At 69.6% G+C, this 15,236-nt stretch carries 15 protein-coding genes and 1 pseudogene; 10 read left to right on the top strand and 6 right to left on the bottom strand.

What is annotated here, in order from left to right:
* The first annotated feature begins 50 nt into the window (after positions 1 to 50).
* Together ACTMTI_RS41185 and ACTMTI_RS41180 are read left to right on the top strand one after the other, a co-directional pair.
* The gene (locus tag ACTMTI_RS41185) at positions 51 to 263 is read left to right on the top strand and encodes a DUF5957 family protein (RefSeq protein ID WP_441126216.1); all 213 of its coding nucleotides are present in this window, start codon (positions 51 to 53) and stop codon (positions 261 to 263) included.
* Positions 260 to 1,726, top strand: coding sequence for a multicopper oxidase family protein (locus ACTMTI_RS41180; protein ID WP_441126215.1), 1,467 nt, complete (start codon positions 260 to 262; stop codon positions 1,724 to 1,726). The genes ACTMTI_RS41185 and ACTMTI_RS41180 overlap by 4 nt, the downstream gene beginning before the upstream one ends.
* 102 nt (positions 1,727 to 1,828) lie before the next feature.
* On the opposite strand, the gene ACTMTI_RS41175 is transcribed toward ACTMTI_RS41180, so the two are convergent.
* Positions 1,829 to 2,830: a hypothetical protein gene (locus ACTMTI_RS41175; RefSeq protein ID WP_441126214.1), complete on the bottom strand. Its 1,002-nt coding sequence runs from the start codon at positions 2,828 to 2,830 to the stop codon at positions 1,829 to 1,831.
* 136 nt (positions 2,831 to 2,966) lie between these two features.
* Between ACTMTI_RS41175 and ACTMTI_RS41170 the strand changes: the two genes are divergently transcribed.
* On the top strand, positions 2,967 to 3,587 hold the full coding sequence (locus tag ACTMTI_RS41170; RefSeq protein ID WP_441126213.1) for a TetR/AcrR family transcriptional regulator: 621 nt from the start codon (positions 2,967 to 2,969) through the stop codon (positions 3,585 to 3,587).
* Complete coding sequence (locus ACTMTI_RS41165) at positions 3,584 to 4,663, top strand: acyltransferase family protein (RefSeq protein WP_441126212.1); 1,080 nt, start codon at positions 3,584 to 3,586, stop codon at positions 4,661 to 4,663. Before ACTMTI_RS41170 ends, ACTMTI_RS41165 begins: the two co-directional genes overlap by 4 nt.
* Positions 4,664 to 4,742: 79 nt before the next feature.
* Here the strand turns inward: ACTMTI_RS41165 and ACTMTI_RS41160 are convergent, their stop codons facing one another.
* A complete protein-coding gene (locus tag ACTMTI_RS41160; protein WP_441126211.1) occupies positions 4,743 to 5,189 on the bottom strand; it encodes a DUF4383 domain-containing protein in 447 nt (148 codons plus the stop codon).
* 145 nt (positions 5,190 to 5,334) lie between these two features.
* Between ACTMTI_RS41160 and ACTMTI_RS41155 the strand changes: the two genes are divergently transcribed.
* From ACTMTI_RS41155 to ACTMTI_RS41130, 6 genes and pseudogenes are all read left to right on the top strand, one after another.
* Positions 5,335 to 6,066: a hypothetical protein gene (locus ACTMTI_RS41155; protein WP_441126210.1), complete on the top strand. Its 732-nt coding sequence runs from the start codon at positions 5,335 to 5,337 to the stop codon at positions 6,064 to 6,066.
* A gap of 133 nt (positions 6,067 to 6,199) precedes the next feature.
* The gene (gene uppS / locus ACTMTI_RS41150; RefSeq protein ID WP_441126209.1) at positions 6,200 to 6,970 is read left to right on the top strand and encodes a polyprenyl diphosphate synthase; all 771 of its coding nucleotides are present in this window, start codon (positions 6,200 to 6,202) and stop codon (positions 6,968 to 6,970) included.
* Between the two features lie 50 nt (positions 6,971 to 7,020).
* Positions 7,021 to 7,920: a GNAT family N-acetyltransferase gene (locus tag ACTMTI_RS41145; protein ID WP_441126208.1), complete on the top strand. Its 900-nt coding sequence runs from the start codon at positions 7,021 to 7,023 to the stop codon at positions 7,918 to 7,920.
* Between the two features lie 41 nt (positions 7,921 to 7,961).
* Positions 7,962 to 8,894 (top strand): pentapeptide repeat-containing protein, encoded by a 933-nt coding sequence (locus tag ACTMTI_RS41140; protein WP_441126292.1) that lies wholly within the window; start codon positions 7,962 to 7,964, stop codon positions 8,892 to 8,894.
* Positions 8,806 to 9,003 (top strand): annotated as a pseudogene (locus tag ACTMTI_RS41135) (NB-ARC domain-containing protein); the annotation flags it as partial. The gene ACTMTI_RS41140 and the pseudogene ACTMTI_RS41135, both read left to right, overlap by 89 nt.
* A 201-nt stretch (positions 9,004 to 9,204) precedes the next feature.
* On the top strand, positions 9,205 to 9,570 hold the full coding sequence (locus ACTMTI_RS41130) for a hypothetical protein (protein WP_441126298.1): 366 nt from the start codon (positions 9,205 to 9,207) through the stop codon (positions 9,568 to 9,570).
* 251 nt (positions 9,571 to 9,821) lie between these two features.
* On the opposite strand, the gene ACTMTI_RS41125 is transcribed toward ACTMTI_RS41130, so the two are convergent.
* The 4 genes from ACTMTI_RS41125 to ACTMTI_RS41110 all read right to left on the bottom strand — a co-directional run bounded on the left by ACTMTI_RS41125 (position 9,822) and on the right by ACTMTI_RS41110 (position 15,085).
* Positions 9,822 to 11,015, bottom strand: a complete 1,194-nt coding sequence (locus ACTMTI_RS41125) for a lipase family protein (protein WP_441126207.1) — start codon at positions 11,013 to 11,015, stop codon at positions 9,822 to 9,824.
* Between the two features lie 702 nt (positions 11,016 to 11,717).
* The gene (locus ACTMTI_RS41120; protein ID WP_441126206.1) at positions 11,718 to 12,737 is read right to left on the bottom strand and encodes a lysylphosphatidylglycerol synthase domain-containing protein; all 1,020 of its coding nucleotides are present in this window, start codon (positions 12,735 to 12,737) and stop codon (positions 11,718 to 11,720) included.
* On the bottom strand, positions 12,734 to 13,816 hold the full coding sequence (locus ACTMTI_RS41115; protein WP_441126205.1) for a glycosyltransferase family 2 protein: 1,083 nt from the start codon (positions 13,814 to 13,816) through the stop codon (positions 12,734 to 12,736). The genes ACTMTI_RS41120 and ACTMTI_RS41115 overlap by 4 nt, the downstream gene beginning before the upstream one ends.
* A 45-nt stretch (positions 13,817 to 13,861) precedes the next feature.
* Positions 13,862 to 15,085 carry an endonuclease/exonuclease/phosphatase family protein gene (locus ACTMTI_RS41110; protein ID WP_441126204.1) on the bottom strand — a complete coding sequence of 408 codons (1,224 nt, stop codon included), beginning with the start codon at positions 15,083 to 15,085 and terminating at the stop codon, positions 13,862 to 13,864.
* Positions 15,086 to 15,236: the final 151 nt, after the last annotated feature.

The raw sequence follows: 15,236 nt of genomic DNA, 5'->3' as shown, positions 1-15,236 counted from the left end.
CGCCTCCAGCCGATTACCGCGGCTGCCACGGCGATCTAGCGTTCGGCGGTATGAGAACACTCGGGGTAGCCATTCTGGGCCTCTTCGCCGGGCTGGCTGTGGGATTCGTCCTGTTCAGCGAAGTGCTGGGCAGGCTGGTCGTGGCCAACGGCACGATGCGGGCACCGTGGACGTTCGTCATCGGATTCGGCCCGCAGGTCCTGGCCGTCGTGGGCGCGGTCGCCGCGGTCCTGATCGACAACTCGCGGAGGGGCAAGTCGTGAGCCTGTCCCGGCGGCGCCTCCTGCGGACCGCCGCGAGCGGCCTGATCCTGGCCCCTCTGGCGGGCTGCGGAGGGTCCTCGCGCGGCGGCGCGAACGTGGAGACCGAGTCCAGTGCCGGGAGCCTGCTCCGCAGCACGGCCCGGCTGCCGGAGCCGTTCACCGTGCCGTTGCCGATCCCCCCGGTGTTGCGCCCCGCCGGCACCGGCGTTTACGAGATCACCCAGCGTGTCGGCCAGGCGGAGATCCTGCCTGGCCTGCGTACACAGGTGTGGGGGTACAACGGGATCTTCCCCGGCCCCACGATCGTGTCGCGGCGCGGCCGCAAGACCGTCGTGCGCCACCGCAACGAGCTGCCCGAGCCCGTCGTGGTGCACTTGCACGGCGGCAGGACGCCCGCCGAGCACGACGGCTATCCCACCGACCTCGTCACCCCCGGCTCTGCCCACGAGTACGTGTATCCGCTCGACCAGCCCGCGACCACCCTGTGGTACCACGACCATCGGATGGACCACACTGGACCGCAGGTCTACAAGGGACTTGCCGGCTTCCACCTCGTGCACGACGACGAGGAGGAAGCGCTGCCGCTGCCGAAGGGCGACCGGGACGTCCCCCTCATGATCGCCGACCGCTCCTTCGCCGAGGACGGATCGATGATCTACCCGGACGTGCACAGCGACTTCATCAGCGGCGTGCTGGGTGACTGCGTGCTGGTGAACGGGGCGCCGTGGCCGGTCATGGAGGTCACCGCCACCCGGTACCGCTTCCGCATCCTCAACGCCTCCAACGCCCGCCGCTACCGGCTCGCGCTCGACCCGCCGCCGCCAGGCGGAGCGTCGTTCGTCCAGATCGGCAGCGACCTGGGCCTGCTCGCCGCACCTGTCGCGCACGCCGAGCTGCAGATCGCGCAGGCGGAGCGGTTCGACGTCGTGATCGACTTCTCGGCTTATCCGATCGGGCAGGAGGTGACGGTGACGAACCGGCTCGGCCAGGACGGCACCGCCAACGTCATGCGGTTCGTGGTGGCTCGCAAGGCACCCGACGACAGCCGTATCCCGGCCAAGCTGACCGACTTCCGGCCGCTGTCGCCGTCAGAGGCCGTCGTGGAGCGGACCTTCACCTTCCAGCGCGGCGGCGCGGAACGGCACGGCATGAGCCTGTGGACCGTCAACGGCCGGGCGTTCAGCCCCGACCACATCGCGGCCACTCCCAGGCTCGGCACGGTGGAGCGGTGGAAGCTGCGCGCGCAGAACGTGGCTCACCCCATCCACATCCACCTCGCGCCCTTCCAGGTGCTGGACCCCGGTCCCTACGCCACCGGCTGGAAGGACACCGTCGACCTGGCCAGCGGCGACCAGGCCGAGGTCCTGGTCAGATTCGACTCCTACCGCGGCAAGTACGTCTTCCACTGCCACAACCTCGAACACGAGGACATGATGATGATGGCCAACTTCCGGATCATCTGATCAGTGTCATTCGTACGGCCGGTGTACTGACGCCGCGCCCTCCACGCCGGGGCGCGGTACGGATCGTGGTGGTGCGCGGGCATGACGACAGGTTGGGACCGGTCAGCGGAAGTCGGAGATGCGCAGCACCGCCAGCATGTCTGTCGCCCGGGAGCCGGTCGAGAAGGATGCCTCCGCGCCGACCCAGCCGCGGAAGGCCCCCGTGTCGTCGATGATCTGCATGAGCGGTTTGACGTGGGAGTTGCCGGTGTAGCAGAACTCCCCGCGTTCCATCGCCAGGCAGGTGCACCAGTGCCAGAGCGTGTCGCGGCGGTCGGACTTGGAGATCATCGTGAGGTAATACTGGATGGAGCTGATGTTGGGGCGCGTTCCGCCGCCGTACTTGGGGCAGCCGCCCGACTTCTGGCACGCGCCGCGCGAGGACGGCTGCAGGTAGGTCAGGCACGAGGTGGTGGCGGCGCAGGCGCGGAAGGCGGAGTGGCCGAACGGCTGATTGCCGGAGGTGACGAGCTTGCCGCTCGCCCAGCTCGTCAGGTCCTGCCTGAGCGAGCCGGGGAACGCCTTCACCGAGCTCATCGCGCGCCGGGTGCTGGTCGCGGCGTTGCTGCCGTAGCCGTACCCGTGCGTGGCCAGCGTGCTCTGCTTGAGGTCCAGGCGGGCCAGCCTGCCGTCAGGCGAGCGCCGCACGTACCACTGCTCCGTCCACGTCTGGGCGATCTTCCACCGGATGGTGAGCACGTTGCCCGCAACGGTGTACGTCCCGGCGCGGCTCTCGTCCGGGGCGCCGGTGAAGCCCCCGGCGGTGAGCACCTCGCAGGCGCGGGGCCTCGATGCTGCACCGCCCGCCTTGGTGGTGCAGCTCGGGTCGGGGACGGTGCCGGTGCGCTGCCTGGCCTTGGGATGACGCTGCCACCACAGGTACAGGGCGGCGCTCACCGTGCCGTCCGCGGCGAAGCGGTAGCTGCCCAGGCGTACCCAGTTCTGCCGGGAGGTGGCCTTCAGATGACCCTGCGAGACGACATAGGTGGTCTTGCCGCCCGGCAGCGGCGAGGCGGAAACCGCGGCGGTGGCCGGCTGGGCGGGCAGGATGGTGATGGCGAGCACGAAGGAGAGGATTGCCGCTGCGGTACGCAAGAAGAGACTCCGGAAGGCTTACGGGCTTGGCCGATCGTCAATGGGCTACCGTATTCGGTCCCGACCGGATATGTCGCTGACTATCCGCACGTGTTAAATTTTAGCCATGCGGTCAGAAATTGAGCCGGACGGCCAGAAGGCTCGCTCCTTCATCGAGGAGGCCAGGCGGTCCCAGATCGTGGCCTCCGCCGTGGAGATCATCGCCGACGTCGGGTTCGCTCAGGCGTCGCTGGCGCGGATCGCCCAGCACGCGGGCGTCAGCAAGGGCGTGATCTCCTACCACTTCGCCGGCAAGGACGAGCTGATGACCGAGGTCGTCGAGCGCACCTACGGGGCCATCGCTGAGCACGTGCTGGCCAAGATGGAGGGCCTGCAGTCGGCCACCGAGCTGCTCAGGACGCACATCCTGTCCGTCGCCGAGCACATGCGCGGCCACCGCACCCAGCTCACGGCGCTGGGGGAGATCTTCACCAACTTCCGCACCGCCGACGGAAAACCCCGATACGGGATCAAGGCCAACGAGGAGATCTATCTCTCGCTGGAGCACATTTACCGCCTCGGGCAGCAGACCGGCGAGTTCCGGGAGTTTGACACCCGGGTCATGGCCATCACCCACTCCGCGGCCGTCGACAACATGTTCGCTTACTGGATGGCCTACCCCGAGCACGACCTCGACGCGCACGCGCACGCGCTGGCCGACCTCCTCGAAAGGGCGTGCGCCCGATGAGGAAGACCGAGCCCACGACCAGGGTCTACGCGATCGACAACTTACGGACCGCACTCACCGTGCTGGTCGTCACCCACCACGTCGCCATCACCTACGGCAACATCCCGCTCTGGTACTACGTCGAGCCCGCCAAGGATCCGTCGGGGGTCGCGCTCGACATGCTGGTGGTGTTCAACCAGGCGTTCTTCATGGGGTTCTTCTTTCTCGTCTCCGGGTTCTTCACCCCCGGCTCCTACGACCGCAAGGGTGCCCGCGCCTTCCTCCGCGACCGGCTGGTACGGCTCGGCATCCCGCTGCTGGTCTTCCTCGTGCTGCTGCGGCCGCTGATCACCTTCGGCGAGTACATCCGGCGCGACGACGGCACGCCCTACTGGCAGTACTACCTCGCCTCCTGGGATCCCGGGCCCATGTGGTTCGCCGAGGTTCTGATCGTCTTCGCACTGGCCTACGCCGGCTGGCGGAGCCTGCGTGCGCCACTCGACCAGCGCCCGGCGCCCCTGCGCTTCAGGTGGATCGCGTTGTTCACGCTGGGGCTTGCGGCGGCCACGTTCCTGTGGCGGATCGCGGTGCCCACCGGCACCTACGTGCCGGTGCTCGGGTTGCCGACGCCGAACTTCCTGCCACAGTACGCCGCCATGTTCGCGCTCGGCTGCGTCGCCTTCCGGCGCCGCTGGTTCGAGACGCTGCCCGAGCGGGCCGGGCTGCTCGGTCTGGTCGTGGCGGGCGTGTCGACCGTGGTGCTGGCGCCGGTGGCGTTCACCACCACCGGGGCGCTGTCGTCGGCGCTGACGGCCCTGTGGGAGTCCGTCTTCGCGGTCAGCATGATCATCATGCTGACCGTGTGGTTCAGGGAACGGTTCAACCGGCAGGGGGCGCGCGGGAAATTCCTGTCCGACCACGCCTTCACGGTGTACATCATCCACCCGCTCGTGCTCGTCGGCCTCGGCAACGTGCTGCGCTGGCTGCCCGCCATCGCTGTCGTCAAGTTCGCCGTCATGCTGGTGCTCGCGCTGCCGCTGTGCTGGTGGATCGCCTACCTCGTACGCCTCCTGCCAGGGGCCAAGCGGGTGCTGTAGGCATCGCGCGCAGGGGGGGCGGACCCGGCGAGTCCGCCTCCTCCGAGCGCCACCCGAGCGTGCGGACGAAGATGGCGGCTCAGCGGGCCGCAGGGGCACGCCGGCGCGCCAGGAGGAACCCCAAGGCGAGCATGCCGATGGCCAGCAGGAGATGCAGCCAGTTGTCGGCGGTGTTGAGCGGGACGAAGTTCGCCGGGCTGTCGTGCCCGATCAGCATGCCGTAGATCCACAGCACCAGGTAGACGACGCCGCCTCCGATGAGGAAGGCGCGGGCGCCCGACCACGTCCTGGACATGAGGATGCCCGCGATGCCGAACAGCAGGTGGACGATGTTATGCAAGATCGACACCTGGAAGACGTTCAGCAACAGCGCGTCGGACTCGTGGCCGGCGAACCGCATCTCGTCGTAGTTGGTCGTGATGCCGGGGATGAAGCCGAGCACGCCGACGAGCAAGAACACGGCCCCGACGACGAACGCCGCCAGTTGTACGGGGCTCCTGCCGGCGGCAGTACGAGGACTGTCCATGTGTGCCTCCCCTAATAGCGGTGGTTGCACCCACTTGCGACTACCCCCCATCGACGGGATCAGTCGCGCTGAAGAGGGTGCTCGGCGGCCACCTCGGGTAGCAGTTCTGCCTGGTAGGAAGCTTTCCGCGGTGAAGGAGAAGCCCATGGAGCGGCTGTTCACTTCCGCCGTACGGTCAGGGCTCGCCGCGACGTTCGACGCCGCCGCACGCCTGAGGAAAGGACGGCCGCTTCACCCGTCCGGGCTTGTCCTCGACGCGCACCTGCGTCTGCACGGCGCATCGCGAACGTGGGGAGCGGCGCTCCTGGACCAGCGGGCGAACCTCTCAGGGATCGCCCGGCTCTCCCGCTCCATGGGTATTCCGCCGCCCCTCCCTGACATCCTGGGGCTCGCCCTCCGCTGGCAACAGGACGATGCCACCGCCGATCTGCTGCTCGCCACCACCGGCCACACCACGCTCGGAAGGCGGCTGCTACGACCCGCGACCCGGTGGACCGGCATGTACACGTCGCTGTTTCCCTACCAGGCCGACGACCGGCGGTTGCTGCTCGGCGCGTTGCTCCGGAATGCCAAGCCGCTGCCGGCCACCTTCGACGCGCTCGCGCAAGCTGCCGAAGACGGGCCGCTCATGCTCGATCTCGTCGTCGCCGCCCCGTCAGGGCCGTGGCAGCTCTTCGGCCAGGTCGAACTCGCCGCTCCGGCCGTGTCCGGCGGGCCGGCCCGGTTCAACCCCATCCAGCGCCCCATCCCGGGACTACGCCCGGCAGGATGGCTGAACGAGGTGCGCGGCGCGGCGTACACGGCGGCGCAACGTGTGCCTGACCGGGCGGATGAAGTGCGCGAAGCCGGCACTGCTGATCGGCGACGATATCGATGACCAAGGCCCTGACCTGGGGACGCGCCGGTCCGAGCGCAAGGTCACCCGCACGCTGGAGTAGAGCGCCGAACCCGCGCCGACCCGGCAATAGTGCTTTCCGGCTCGCCGGGCGGGTCATCCTTGTAGGGTGCGCATGACTGATCTCCTTCACGCCCTGTACGCCCGGCGCCTGCGCCGCCAGGTCATGGCGGGCCCGCTGCCCGGCCACGTCGGCCTCATCATGGACGGCAACCGGCGCTGGGCCCGGCAGATGGGCCTGGCCAACCCGAGCATCGGCCACAAATACGGCGCCGAGCACATCGAGCACGTGCTGACGTGGTGCGAGGGCCTGGGCATCCGGCACCTGACCGTGTTCCTCTGCTCGACGGAGAACCTCCAGCACCGCGGCGACGAGGAGGTCGCCTTCCTGCTGCGGGTGATCGAGCAGATGGTCGCCGACCGGCTCGACCGGCCGGACGCCCGCTGGCGCGTCCACGTCGCCGGACTGCTCGACATGCTGCCCGACACCACCGCCCGCGTGCTCAAGAGCGCCGTCGAGGCGACCCGGACCTGCGACACCGGCTTCCACCTCACGCTGGCCATCGGGTACGGCGGCCGCCAGGAGGTCATCGACGCCCTGCGCGAGCTGCTGTACGAACGCGCCGAGGCCGGCCAGTCCATGATCGACCTGGCCGCGACGCTGACCGTGGACGACATCGCCAAGCACCTCTACACGGCCGGGCAGCCCGACCCCGACCTGGTGATCCGCACCAGCGGCGAGCAGCGCATGTCGAACTTCCTGCTCTGGCAGTCGGCCTACTCCGAGCTGTACTTCTGCGAGGCCTACTGGCCGGCCTTCCGCGAGATCGACTTCCTGCGCGCGCTACGCAGCTTCGCCGCCAGGCAACGCCGCTTCGGCGGCTGAGCCCTGTTTATCCGGTTGCGGGGCGCGGGTGCGGATGCTGGGGTGGCCGGATGAATCATGACGAGCTGCTGGGCGAGTTCGACCGGCGGATGCGGCGCGAGGCCCGCCCCGACGGGCCCTCGGCCAAGGTGGAACGGACTGGCGGGGTGGTCCGGCACGTCGGCACGGAGCACGGCTGGAACGGCGTCATCTGGTCAGACCTCGACGCTGAGGGCGCGGACGCGGCGATCGCCGAGCAGGTCCGTTATTTCGGGTCGCTGGGCCGGGCCTTCGAGTGGAAGCTCTATGGCCACGACCGGCCCGCGGACCTCGACCGCAGGCTCCTGGCGGCCGGCTTCACGCCCGAACCCGCCGAGACGCTCATGGTCGCCTCGGTCGCACAGATCGCCGGCGGCACCCCGCCCCCGCGGAACCCCGGGAGCGCCCAGCCGCCTCATGCCACCGGAGCCGTCCACGCGGCGCGGCCTGGCCAGGCCATCGGAACGGACACGGACTGGTGGCTCGGGACGGGGGAGGCGCCGGCCGGCGTCGAGGTCCCCGAAGGCGTGCGGCTGGTCCGGGTGACCGGACGAGACGGCGTGGAACTGGTCGCCGACGTGCACGAGCGCGTCTTCGGCGCGCCCCGCCACCGCATGAGAGAAAGTCTGCTCGACCAACTCGCCGCCGGCACCCTCATCGCCGTGGTCGCCATGGCCGGCGACGTGCCGATCAGCGCCGCCCGCATGGACCTGCACCCGGGCACCGGGTTCGCGAGCCTGTGGGGCGGCGGCACCCTGCCGGAGTGGCGCGGGCGCGGCGTCTACCGGTCCCTGGTCGCCTGCCGCGCCCGCCTCGCGGCCGCGCTCGGCTACGAGTACCTGCAGGTCGACGCCTCCAGCGAGAGCCGGCCCATCCTGTCGCGGCTCGGGTTCGTGGCGCTGACCACGACGACGCCGTACGTGCATCCTTGAGTATCCTTGATCTGCCGCCCGTCCGTGAGGAGACCAGCCCGTTGCCCGGAACGAACCCACGCGAGCTCGGCCTGCTGGCCGACTGCGAGAGCTGCTTCGGGCTGTGCTGTGTCGCGCTCCCCTTCTCCGCCTCGGCGGACTTCGCCATGGACAAGGACGCCGGGGAGCCCTGCCGCAACCTGCGCGACGACTTCCGCTGCTCCATCCACCAGCAGCTCAGGCAGCGCGGCTTTGCCGGCTGCACCGTGTTCGACTGCTTCGGGGCGGGACAGAAGGTCTCGCAGGTCACCTTCGAGGGCAGGAGCTGGCGGGAGGCGCCGGGCACGGCGCGGCAGCTGTACGCGGTGTTCCCCGTCATGCGGCAGCTGCACGAGCTGCTCTGGTATCTGGCCGAGGCGCTGAGCCTGGAAGCCGCCGGGGAGATCCACGCCGAGCTGCGCCGCGCCCTCGACGAGACCGAACGGCTCACCCGCGAGAGCGCCGACGTGCTGGAGAAGGTCGACGTGGCGGCGCACCGGGCCGAGGTCAACACGCTGCTGCTGCGTACGAGCGAGCTGGTCAGGGCGGGGCATCGGGGCAAGGACCGCAGGGGCGCCGACCTGATCGGGGCCCGGCTCCGGGGCGCCGACCTGTGCGGGGCCAACCTGCGGGGGGCGTACCTGATCGGGGCCGACCTGCGCGGGGCGGACCTGCGGCAGGCCGACCTGATCGGGGCCGACCTGCGAGGCGCCGACCTGTCGGGGGCCGATCTCACCGGCAGCATCTTCCTCACCCAGGCCCAGCTCAACGCCGCCAAGGGCGACGCCGGCACCCGCCTGCCGCCCGCGCTCACCCGCCCGTCCCACTGGCCTGGCACGCGGACCGAGCCGGCGGCCCGGCCCGCCCGTGGCAAGCCCGGGCCGGGTGGTTCCGGCAAGTCCGGACACCGGGGCGAGCCGCGCGGGACCGGTGGCCGGCGGTCGCGCCGCCGTTGAGACTGGCATTGTCGGCGCGGGCGGCTTCGGCAAGACGTCACTCGCCGTCGAAATCTGCCATCGCAGGAACGTCCGCCGGCGGTTCAGGGGCGGGATCATCTGGGTGACGGTCGGCCGCGACCGGGCGGCGCCGAACTCTCCTCCCTCATCAACGACGTCGTGGCACACCTCGACGGGGTCCGGTGGTGGGGGGCGCCGTGGAGCACGGACGCCAAGCTTCTGTCACTCTGTGTTGTCATTCAACTGCAGATTGTTGTTGAGTGAGGTGTCTGCCACTGCAGACACTCCCGTACAAGCAAAGGAGTCACCCATGACGGCCCTCCTCCGCAGAGTCGCAGTGCTGCTGGCCACGGCAACGGCCGCCGCCGGCCTGGCCCTCCCCGCCTCCGCCGCGGCCCCCACCACAGCTGCCGCCCAGGCCGCCCCGCTGCCCTGCCCCAGAATTATCGGAGTCTGCGCCTACACCGCAGCAGGCGACCTGCGGATCATCGCCAGGGACGAGCCCTACATCGTCCCGCCCGTCGTCCAGGCGGTGAACCAGACCCCCGAGTTCTGGTGCTTCTTCTCGGCGCCCGGCTTCAACGGCGACCGCCGCGAAGTCGCACCGTGGGAGACTGTCGAGGACTTCGGCTTCGAAGTCTTCTCAGCCCGCCCCGGCGCGTGCGCGTGGTCATGAACCTTTGGCTCCTGACCTGACCTCCGGCCGCTGAGGCCACACGCCGTCGGCCCCCCATCATGAGGGTCCGGCGGCGTTCACGTTCAGCAGTGCTGCAGCCACGAAAGGGCTTTTGCCCCCTGCAGAGATGCACTCGTTCCAGCCGGTCCAACTCACGTGTCTTCATGATGTTCGATCCTGAGCAGTCCGGACGTACCGGCCTCGGGTGATTCCTGGAATCGTTGCTGAGGACATCGCTGAGACCGGAAGGATCAAGCCCGGTTCCCCGTGAAGCCGGCGACCACCAACGGCAGCGCCTTACGGACGGTCTGGTTGTGATCCACATCCCCGGCGTCGGTGAGGGTCTGCCTCGCGCCGTGGGAACGCAGCTGACGCTGACAGTACAGCGCGTTGTCGTAGGCGACGTCCTTGTCGCCCTTGGCGTGATGGAGGCGCACCCGAACGTCCGGCTTCCAGTTGCAGGTGGAGTCGAGCGAGGTCAGCAGCTCCTTCAGTTTGCCGGTCGGCTTGCGGACCTTGTCCAGGAACTCCGCGGTGAACAACCTCTCGGACGTCGGCGGCAACGCCTTGGCGATCTCCGCGGCCTGATGGTTGCCGTCGAAGAGCTTCTCCACCTGCTCATCGTACGGGGCGCGGAAGGCCTCGCTCGGCGTGCGGTAGACGTCGGTGTAGCGGTCCGCGGAGATCACGAAGTAGGCCAGGTAGAGCGAGGCCATCCGGATCTTGTCGTTCGCGGCGGCGGCCTCGAAAGAGCTCAGGTCGAACGGGCCGGCGATCGGGGCCAGTCCGCCCAGCCGGAAGTACGGGTCCTGCCCCTGTTGCAGGGAGCGCCCCACCATCATGGTCGCGGGACCGCCCTGCGAGAAGCCGCTGACCAGCACGCGCGCGTCGAGCCGGCGCTGGTGCCCGCGGGTGAAGGCGCGGGTCGCGCGCAGGGCGTCCACCGGGGCGGAGACCGTGGTCCGCGGGTCTCCGTAGGTGTGGTGGCCGGGCCCCGTGCCCAGGCCAAGATAGTCGGGGGCGGATACCGCATGCCCGGCCCCCGCGAACAGCAGCGCCGCGGCGCGGTCGGTGGATTTCTCGTTCACCGAGGCCACATCGCCCCGGTACACCGTGGTGCCGTGCAACCATGAGACGACCCGCAGGTCGCGCCGGCCGTTGTCAGGCAGGGCGACCAACTGGCTGGCGGTGGTGGACCGGCCCTTGGCGTCGACGGTGCGATAGACCACGCGATAGGCGCTCACGCCATACTTCACCTGCGCCGAATCGATGCCGGTCGCCTTGAGCCGCTCGGCGACCTGACCCTTGTCCAGCTTCTCCACGAGGATCGAAGAGACCACGGCGCCGCGGGCCACGGTCTGTGCGGCCGCGGCTTCGGCGGGGAACGTGGTGGCAAGGCAGCCCAGGGCGAGTCCGCCGGTCACTAGTACGCGAGAAAAGGTCATGCCGAAACCCTAGATATAGCCGCAAAAGAGGGGCATTCCTGCCGACACCCTGATCTCTGGTAGTGCCGGCCTTACCTCTTGCGCTGTTGTGGAGCGTGAACGGCCCGGCGACCGGGATAGGTGGTTTGCCGCGCCGGGGAGTGGCGGGAGGCAGTGTCAATAACGACGCGTGCTCCGGCGTCACTGCCCGTGCGGGCTTGACCAGGGGTGATTGCACTACCCCGCGGCGGCCGCAGAGGCTTCGCCAGCCCGAAGCCCAGCGGAACTCGGACGTCCTCGCCGCCGAGGGGCCGGGGGCTCTCTGCATGCAGACGACTTCGGACACCCGTGCACTCAGCTTCGGATATCGACATCGGTGCTCACCGCGGCGAGGTTAGCTTCGCCGCGGGGACGGTTTCCGGGATTCGGGCGGCTACGGGAGAGCCCGGTTCAAGACCTGCCGGAACTGGGCCAACTCGACTCAGGCCGGCTTCCTCATCTCCACGTGCGCGCTGTTCGCCAGCCACGGGCAGACAGGATACGAGAGGCGGATAGCCCGCGATGCGGCGCGCTGTAGCGTACGGGGTCGCCGTTGTGCTGCTCGACAGCGCCGCTGCGCCGCGCGTGCACCGCACAGCTGATCGAGGTCCGTCGGGACGACAGACAATCCGCGCACCCCAGCGAGCGCCGTCGCGCGGACGTTCTGCGGTCGCGTGCGCATGGTCATGGTTGCTCGCCACGATGGCCGAAGTCGGCGAGCCGGGGACCGGCAGGCTGAGGAGCCTCCTGTGGATCGGTCCGTCCGCGGCGGATGAGGTATTCGGCGGTCGCGAGGGCGGCCGCGCCGAGCAGGACCTCGCTGACGGTGGAGACGAGGCGGCTGGCCAGGGCCACCACCGCGGCGGCCGGGGCGGGGAGCACCACGGTCAGTGCGGCCGTCAGCACCGCCTCGCGGACGCCGATGCCGTCGGGGATGAACACGCTCGCGATGCCGATCGACGTGGCGAGCGTGAACGCGCCGACGCAGAGCGCGAGGGAGCGTGACGGAGACGCCCCCATCGCGATGGCCAGGGGCCACAGGTGCAACCCTGTGACCACCCACGACAGGCTCTGCCAGGCGACCGCGAGCCGCACTCCCCGGATCGACGCGGCCTTGGCCGCCGCAGGGCGGCGCAGCAGCCGCAGCAGCAGCGCGGAGCCCTGGTTGATGATCTGCGGGCGCACCAGGACGAGCACGATCAGCACGGCGGCTCCGGCCAGCCACGCCGCCTGGGCCCCCAGCATCTGCACGCCCGCGAGCAGCCCGACCGTGAACCCGCTCAGCAGCACCAGGCTCATGACGAGCGCCGCCACGCTCATCAGCCTGCCGAAGGTGACGCCGTTGGCCGCCGCCACCTTGGTGACGGCGAACATGCCGGGCACCCGTCCGGGCAAGTACTTGGACAGGAAGCCGACGAAGAAGATCCGCACCACCCGCGGCTCGCTGACAGGAGGGCCGGTCTCCAGCAGCACGACGCGCCAGGCGAGGAACCCGAACGACAGTCCCGCCATGCTCGCCAGCAGCGCGCCGCCCAACAGGAGGCTGAGCTGCCCGGCTTCGCGCCGGGTGAACAGGACGGCGACCACGCCCCAGTCCAGCCGGGACAGCGTCAGCGCGATCGCGCCCACAACGGCGAGGGCGAACGCGGCGACCAGCGCCCGCTTCAGCCAGCGCGGCAGCCGGGGAAGCTTGATCGCTCTCACTCGCGCGTCCCGGCCGACGGCACCGGGGACAGGCCGGTCCTGACCGGTTCTCCCTGCCGGCGGCCCAGCTCGTAGGCGACACGCAGCAGCCCCACGCAGGCGCCGAGGAAGAAAGCCGTGTGGAAGCAGAGCTGCATCCAGCTGACCCACAGCCCGAAGCGGGCGCCTCGGTGCCGGCGAGCGAACCCGATGAACTCGCGGTTCCTCCAGAGAAACACCCCAAGCGTCGCCGCCGGCACACCCAGCAGCCAGGGGCTGACGAGCGCGAGCGGCAGGGTGAGGAAGGTAGCCGTCGCCGAAGCGGAGGAGACCCGTGGCGGTTTTCGACGTTTGTGCTGTCCTGTCCCGATCATATTGAGCTGGAAGCCGACCTTGCCCTCATCGCGCAGCCGCCGTGCCCTGACCATGATCACCGGCAGCGTGGTGGACCGGACGAACCGCTCCGCCAGGCACCCCCAGAACCTGTCCTCGTCGTCGGCCTTGGTGACCACGGAGGTGGTCACCACCAGCCGGTAGTGGGCCGGGACGCGCATGCCGAACTCGAAGTCCTCACCGTCGCGCAGCCGCTCATCCAGCCCTCCTGTCTCCTCGAAGACCTGGCGCGGGATCAGGGTGCAGGACAGGAACGTCGCCGTGGTCCGGCAGCGCTCGTAGTGCTCGCACAGCACCCGGTAGCGTTCGACCGGGCCGTCGTCGTACAGCGGCTCGGCATCGTAGATGCCCTGGACCATGCCGCAGTCCGGCGTCTCCCGGTACGCCTTGACCGCGTTGTGGATCGCATCGGGCGCGAGCGCCGTGTCGGAGTCGACGAAGAACAGCAGCGGAGCCGAGCTGCTCGCCACCCCGAGGTTGCGGGCCCCCGCCGGCCCCTGGTTGCGCGGCGACTCGACGATCGTGCAGGGGAACTCCCGCGCTATCTCCAGCGAGCCGTCGGTGCTGACGTCGTCGACGACGATGACCTCGGCCGGGCGGTAGGTCTGCGCGTACACCGACTCCAGGCAGGCCCGCAGGGTCTTCCTCTTGTTGTAGTTCGGCACGATGACTGCGACATCACCACGCCGGGCCATCTCGTCAGGCATATCCGTTCCCTTCGTTGGTCAGGTCTCCAGCAGGGCCCGCGCCGGTCAGGACACCGACATGACCATGCGCTGGGCCCGATGGTCGGACAGCCCCTCGGCGCCGGGCAGCTCGTAACTGTGCACCGTCACGTCGGGGGTGGTGTACAGCCAGTCGATCCGCCACAGCTCGGCGGTCCCGGCCAGGTAGGTCGCCGGATAGAGGGACGAGAGCACAGGCGTCCGGTCGACCAGTCTCTCGGGGAGCAGGCGGCGGATGCCCATCGCCGGGGAGGTGTTCAGGTCGCCGGCGAGCACTGCGGGATTCGGGTTGACCGCGATGTCCGCACTGATGGCCCGGTAGCTCGCCTCCCGCCGGAGGGTCCGGCTGAAGTTGATGTCGCGGGACTCGGGGCTGTACAGCCGCCATTCGAGCGGAGGCTGGGAGATCTGCCCGTCGTAGAAGGAGACGATCTTGCCGTTCACGTCGATGTCGGTGCGCAGCGTCTCGACCGTGTAGCCCTCCGGCCAGTCCCGCAGCGCCTCGGGTATCTGCTTCTGGTCGGCCGGCAGCCACGGGCGCATGTCCAGGCCGCGGTGCCCGACGATCGGGAACCGCGAGAGCGTGATCTGCTCGCCGGACACCGCGACGTGGTAGCCGGGGAACTCGCGGCGCAGCTCCGCCAGCTTGTCGATGCGCATCGCCAGGTCGGCCGTCCAGCGTTGCGACCGCATGTCACCTGCCTGGGTGTCCACGTACAGGTACTCCGTCAGCAGGTGAACGTCGGCGTTCAGCTTGTGCAGGTAGTCGTAGAACTCGGGCGAATACCGCTCGCCCTTGGCGGTGCGCCAGTCCTGGTCCCAGAACTCGGTGTTCCAGGCGGCCACGGTGATGGCTCCCAGGCGTGCGGGGGGCGGGGTGTACCAGAGGGTGGCGTAGTTGACTCCGCTCCGCCCGGCGCCGAGCACCGCGGTGACCACCAGCAGTGACATGATCTGCCAGCGGGCCGGCCGGGCCAGCGGGGCCACGACCATCAGCAGTGCGGGGACCACCAGGAACAGCAGCGGCGGGATCAGCTCAACCGGCGCCCACAGCGAGGTGCGCCCGCTCGCCAGCAGGTGGCAGAGCACGAAGAGCAGCCACGCCACCGAAGCGGTCGCGACCAGCTTGGTGCCCCAGCACCAGCGCCGCCGCGGGCGGACGAAACGCCGGACACGTGTCGCCCAATCCCTCTCGGGCTGGGGCGGCGCGGTGGTGAGCTGTTTTTCGATCACTGCGTCCCGGTCGCTCATCAACACCATCCTCGGTGAGTGGGCCGGCGTCGAACGTACTCGTGAGTCCTTGTCGCATCCTTGTCAGCGGCCGCCGCCAGGAGGCGCGATCGGCACGACGGGCGCGACAAGAATGGGACAAGCCGCTGTGTCTAGCGTGAACCGGACAGAT

This window comes from Nonomuraea sp. H19 (assembly GCF_052068215.1).
Classification (GTDB): Bacteria; Actinomycetota; Actinomycetes; order Streptosporangiales; family Streptosporangiaceae; genus Nonomuraea.
Note: the sequence above shows the minus strand (reverse complement) of the source record. Positions and strands in the feature narration are given on the sequence as shown.

Bases quoted from the DNA above. Each gene is read 5' to 3' on its own strand.
- ACTMTI_RS41185 (WP_441126216.1), top strand. From the start codon at position 51: ATGAGAACACTCGGGGTAGCCATTCTGGGCCTCTTCGCCGGGCTGGCT.
- ACTMTI_RS41170 (WP_441126213.1), top strand. From the start codon at position 2,967: ATGCGGTCAGAAATTGAGCCGGACGGCCAGAAGGCTCGCTCCTTCATC.
- ACTMTI_RS41165 (WP_441126212.1), top strand. From the start codon at position 3,584: ATGAGGAAGACCGAGCCCACGACCAGGGTCTACGCGATCGACAACTTA.
- ACTMTI_RS41160 (WP_441126211.1), bottom strand. From the start codon at position 5,189: ATGGACAGTCCTCGTACTGCCGCCGGCAGGAGCCCCGTACAACTGGCG.
- ACTMTI_RS41155 (WP_441126210.1), top strand. From the start codon at position 5,335: ATGGAGCGGCTGTTCACTTCCGCCGTACGGTCAGGGCTCGCCGCGACG.
- uppS (WP_441126209.1), top strand. From the start codon at position 6,200: ATGACTGATCTCCTTCACGCCCTGTACGCCCGGCGCCTGCGCCGCCAG.
- ACTMTI_RS41145 (WP_441126208.1), top strand. From the start codon at position 7,021: ATGAATCATGACGAGCTGCTGGGCGAGTTCGACCGGCGGATGCGGCGC.
- ACTMTI_RS41130 (WP_441126298.1), top strand. From the start codon at position 9,205: ATGACGGCCCTCCTCCGCAGAGTCGCAGTGCTGCTGGCCACGGCAACG.
- ACTMTI_RS41125 (WP_441126207.1), bottom strand. From the start codon at position 11,015: ATGACCTTTTCTCGCGTACTAGTGACCGGCGGACTCGCCCTGGGCTGC.
- ACTMTI_RS41115 (WP_441126205.1), bottom strand. From the start codon at position 13,816: ATGCCTGACGAGATGGCCCGGCGTGGTGATGTCGCAGTCATCGTGCCG.
- ACTMTI_RS41110 (WP_441126204.1), bottom strand. From the start codon at position 15,085: ATGAGCGACCGGGACGCAGTGATCGAAAAACAGCTCACCACCGCGCCG.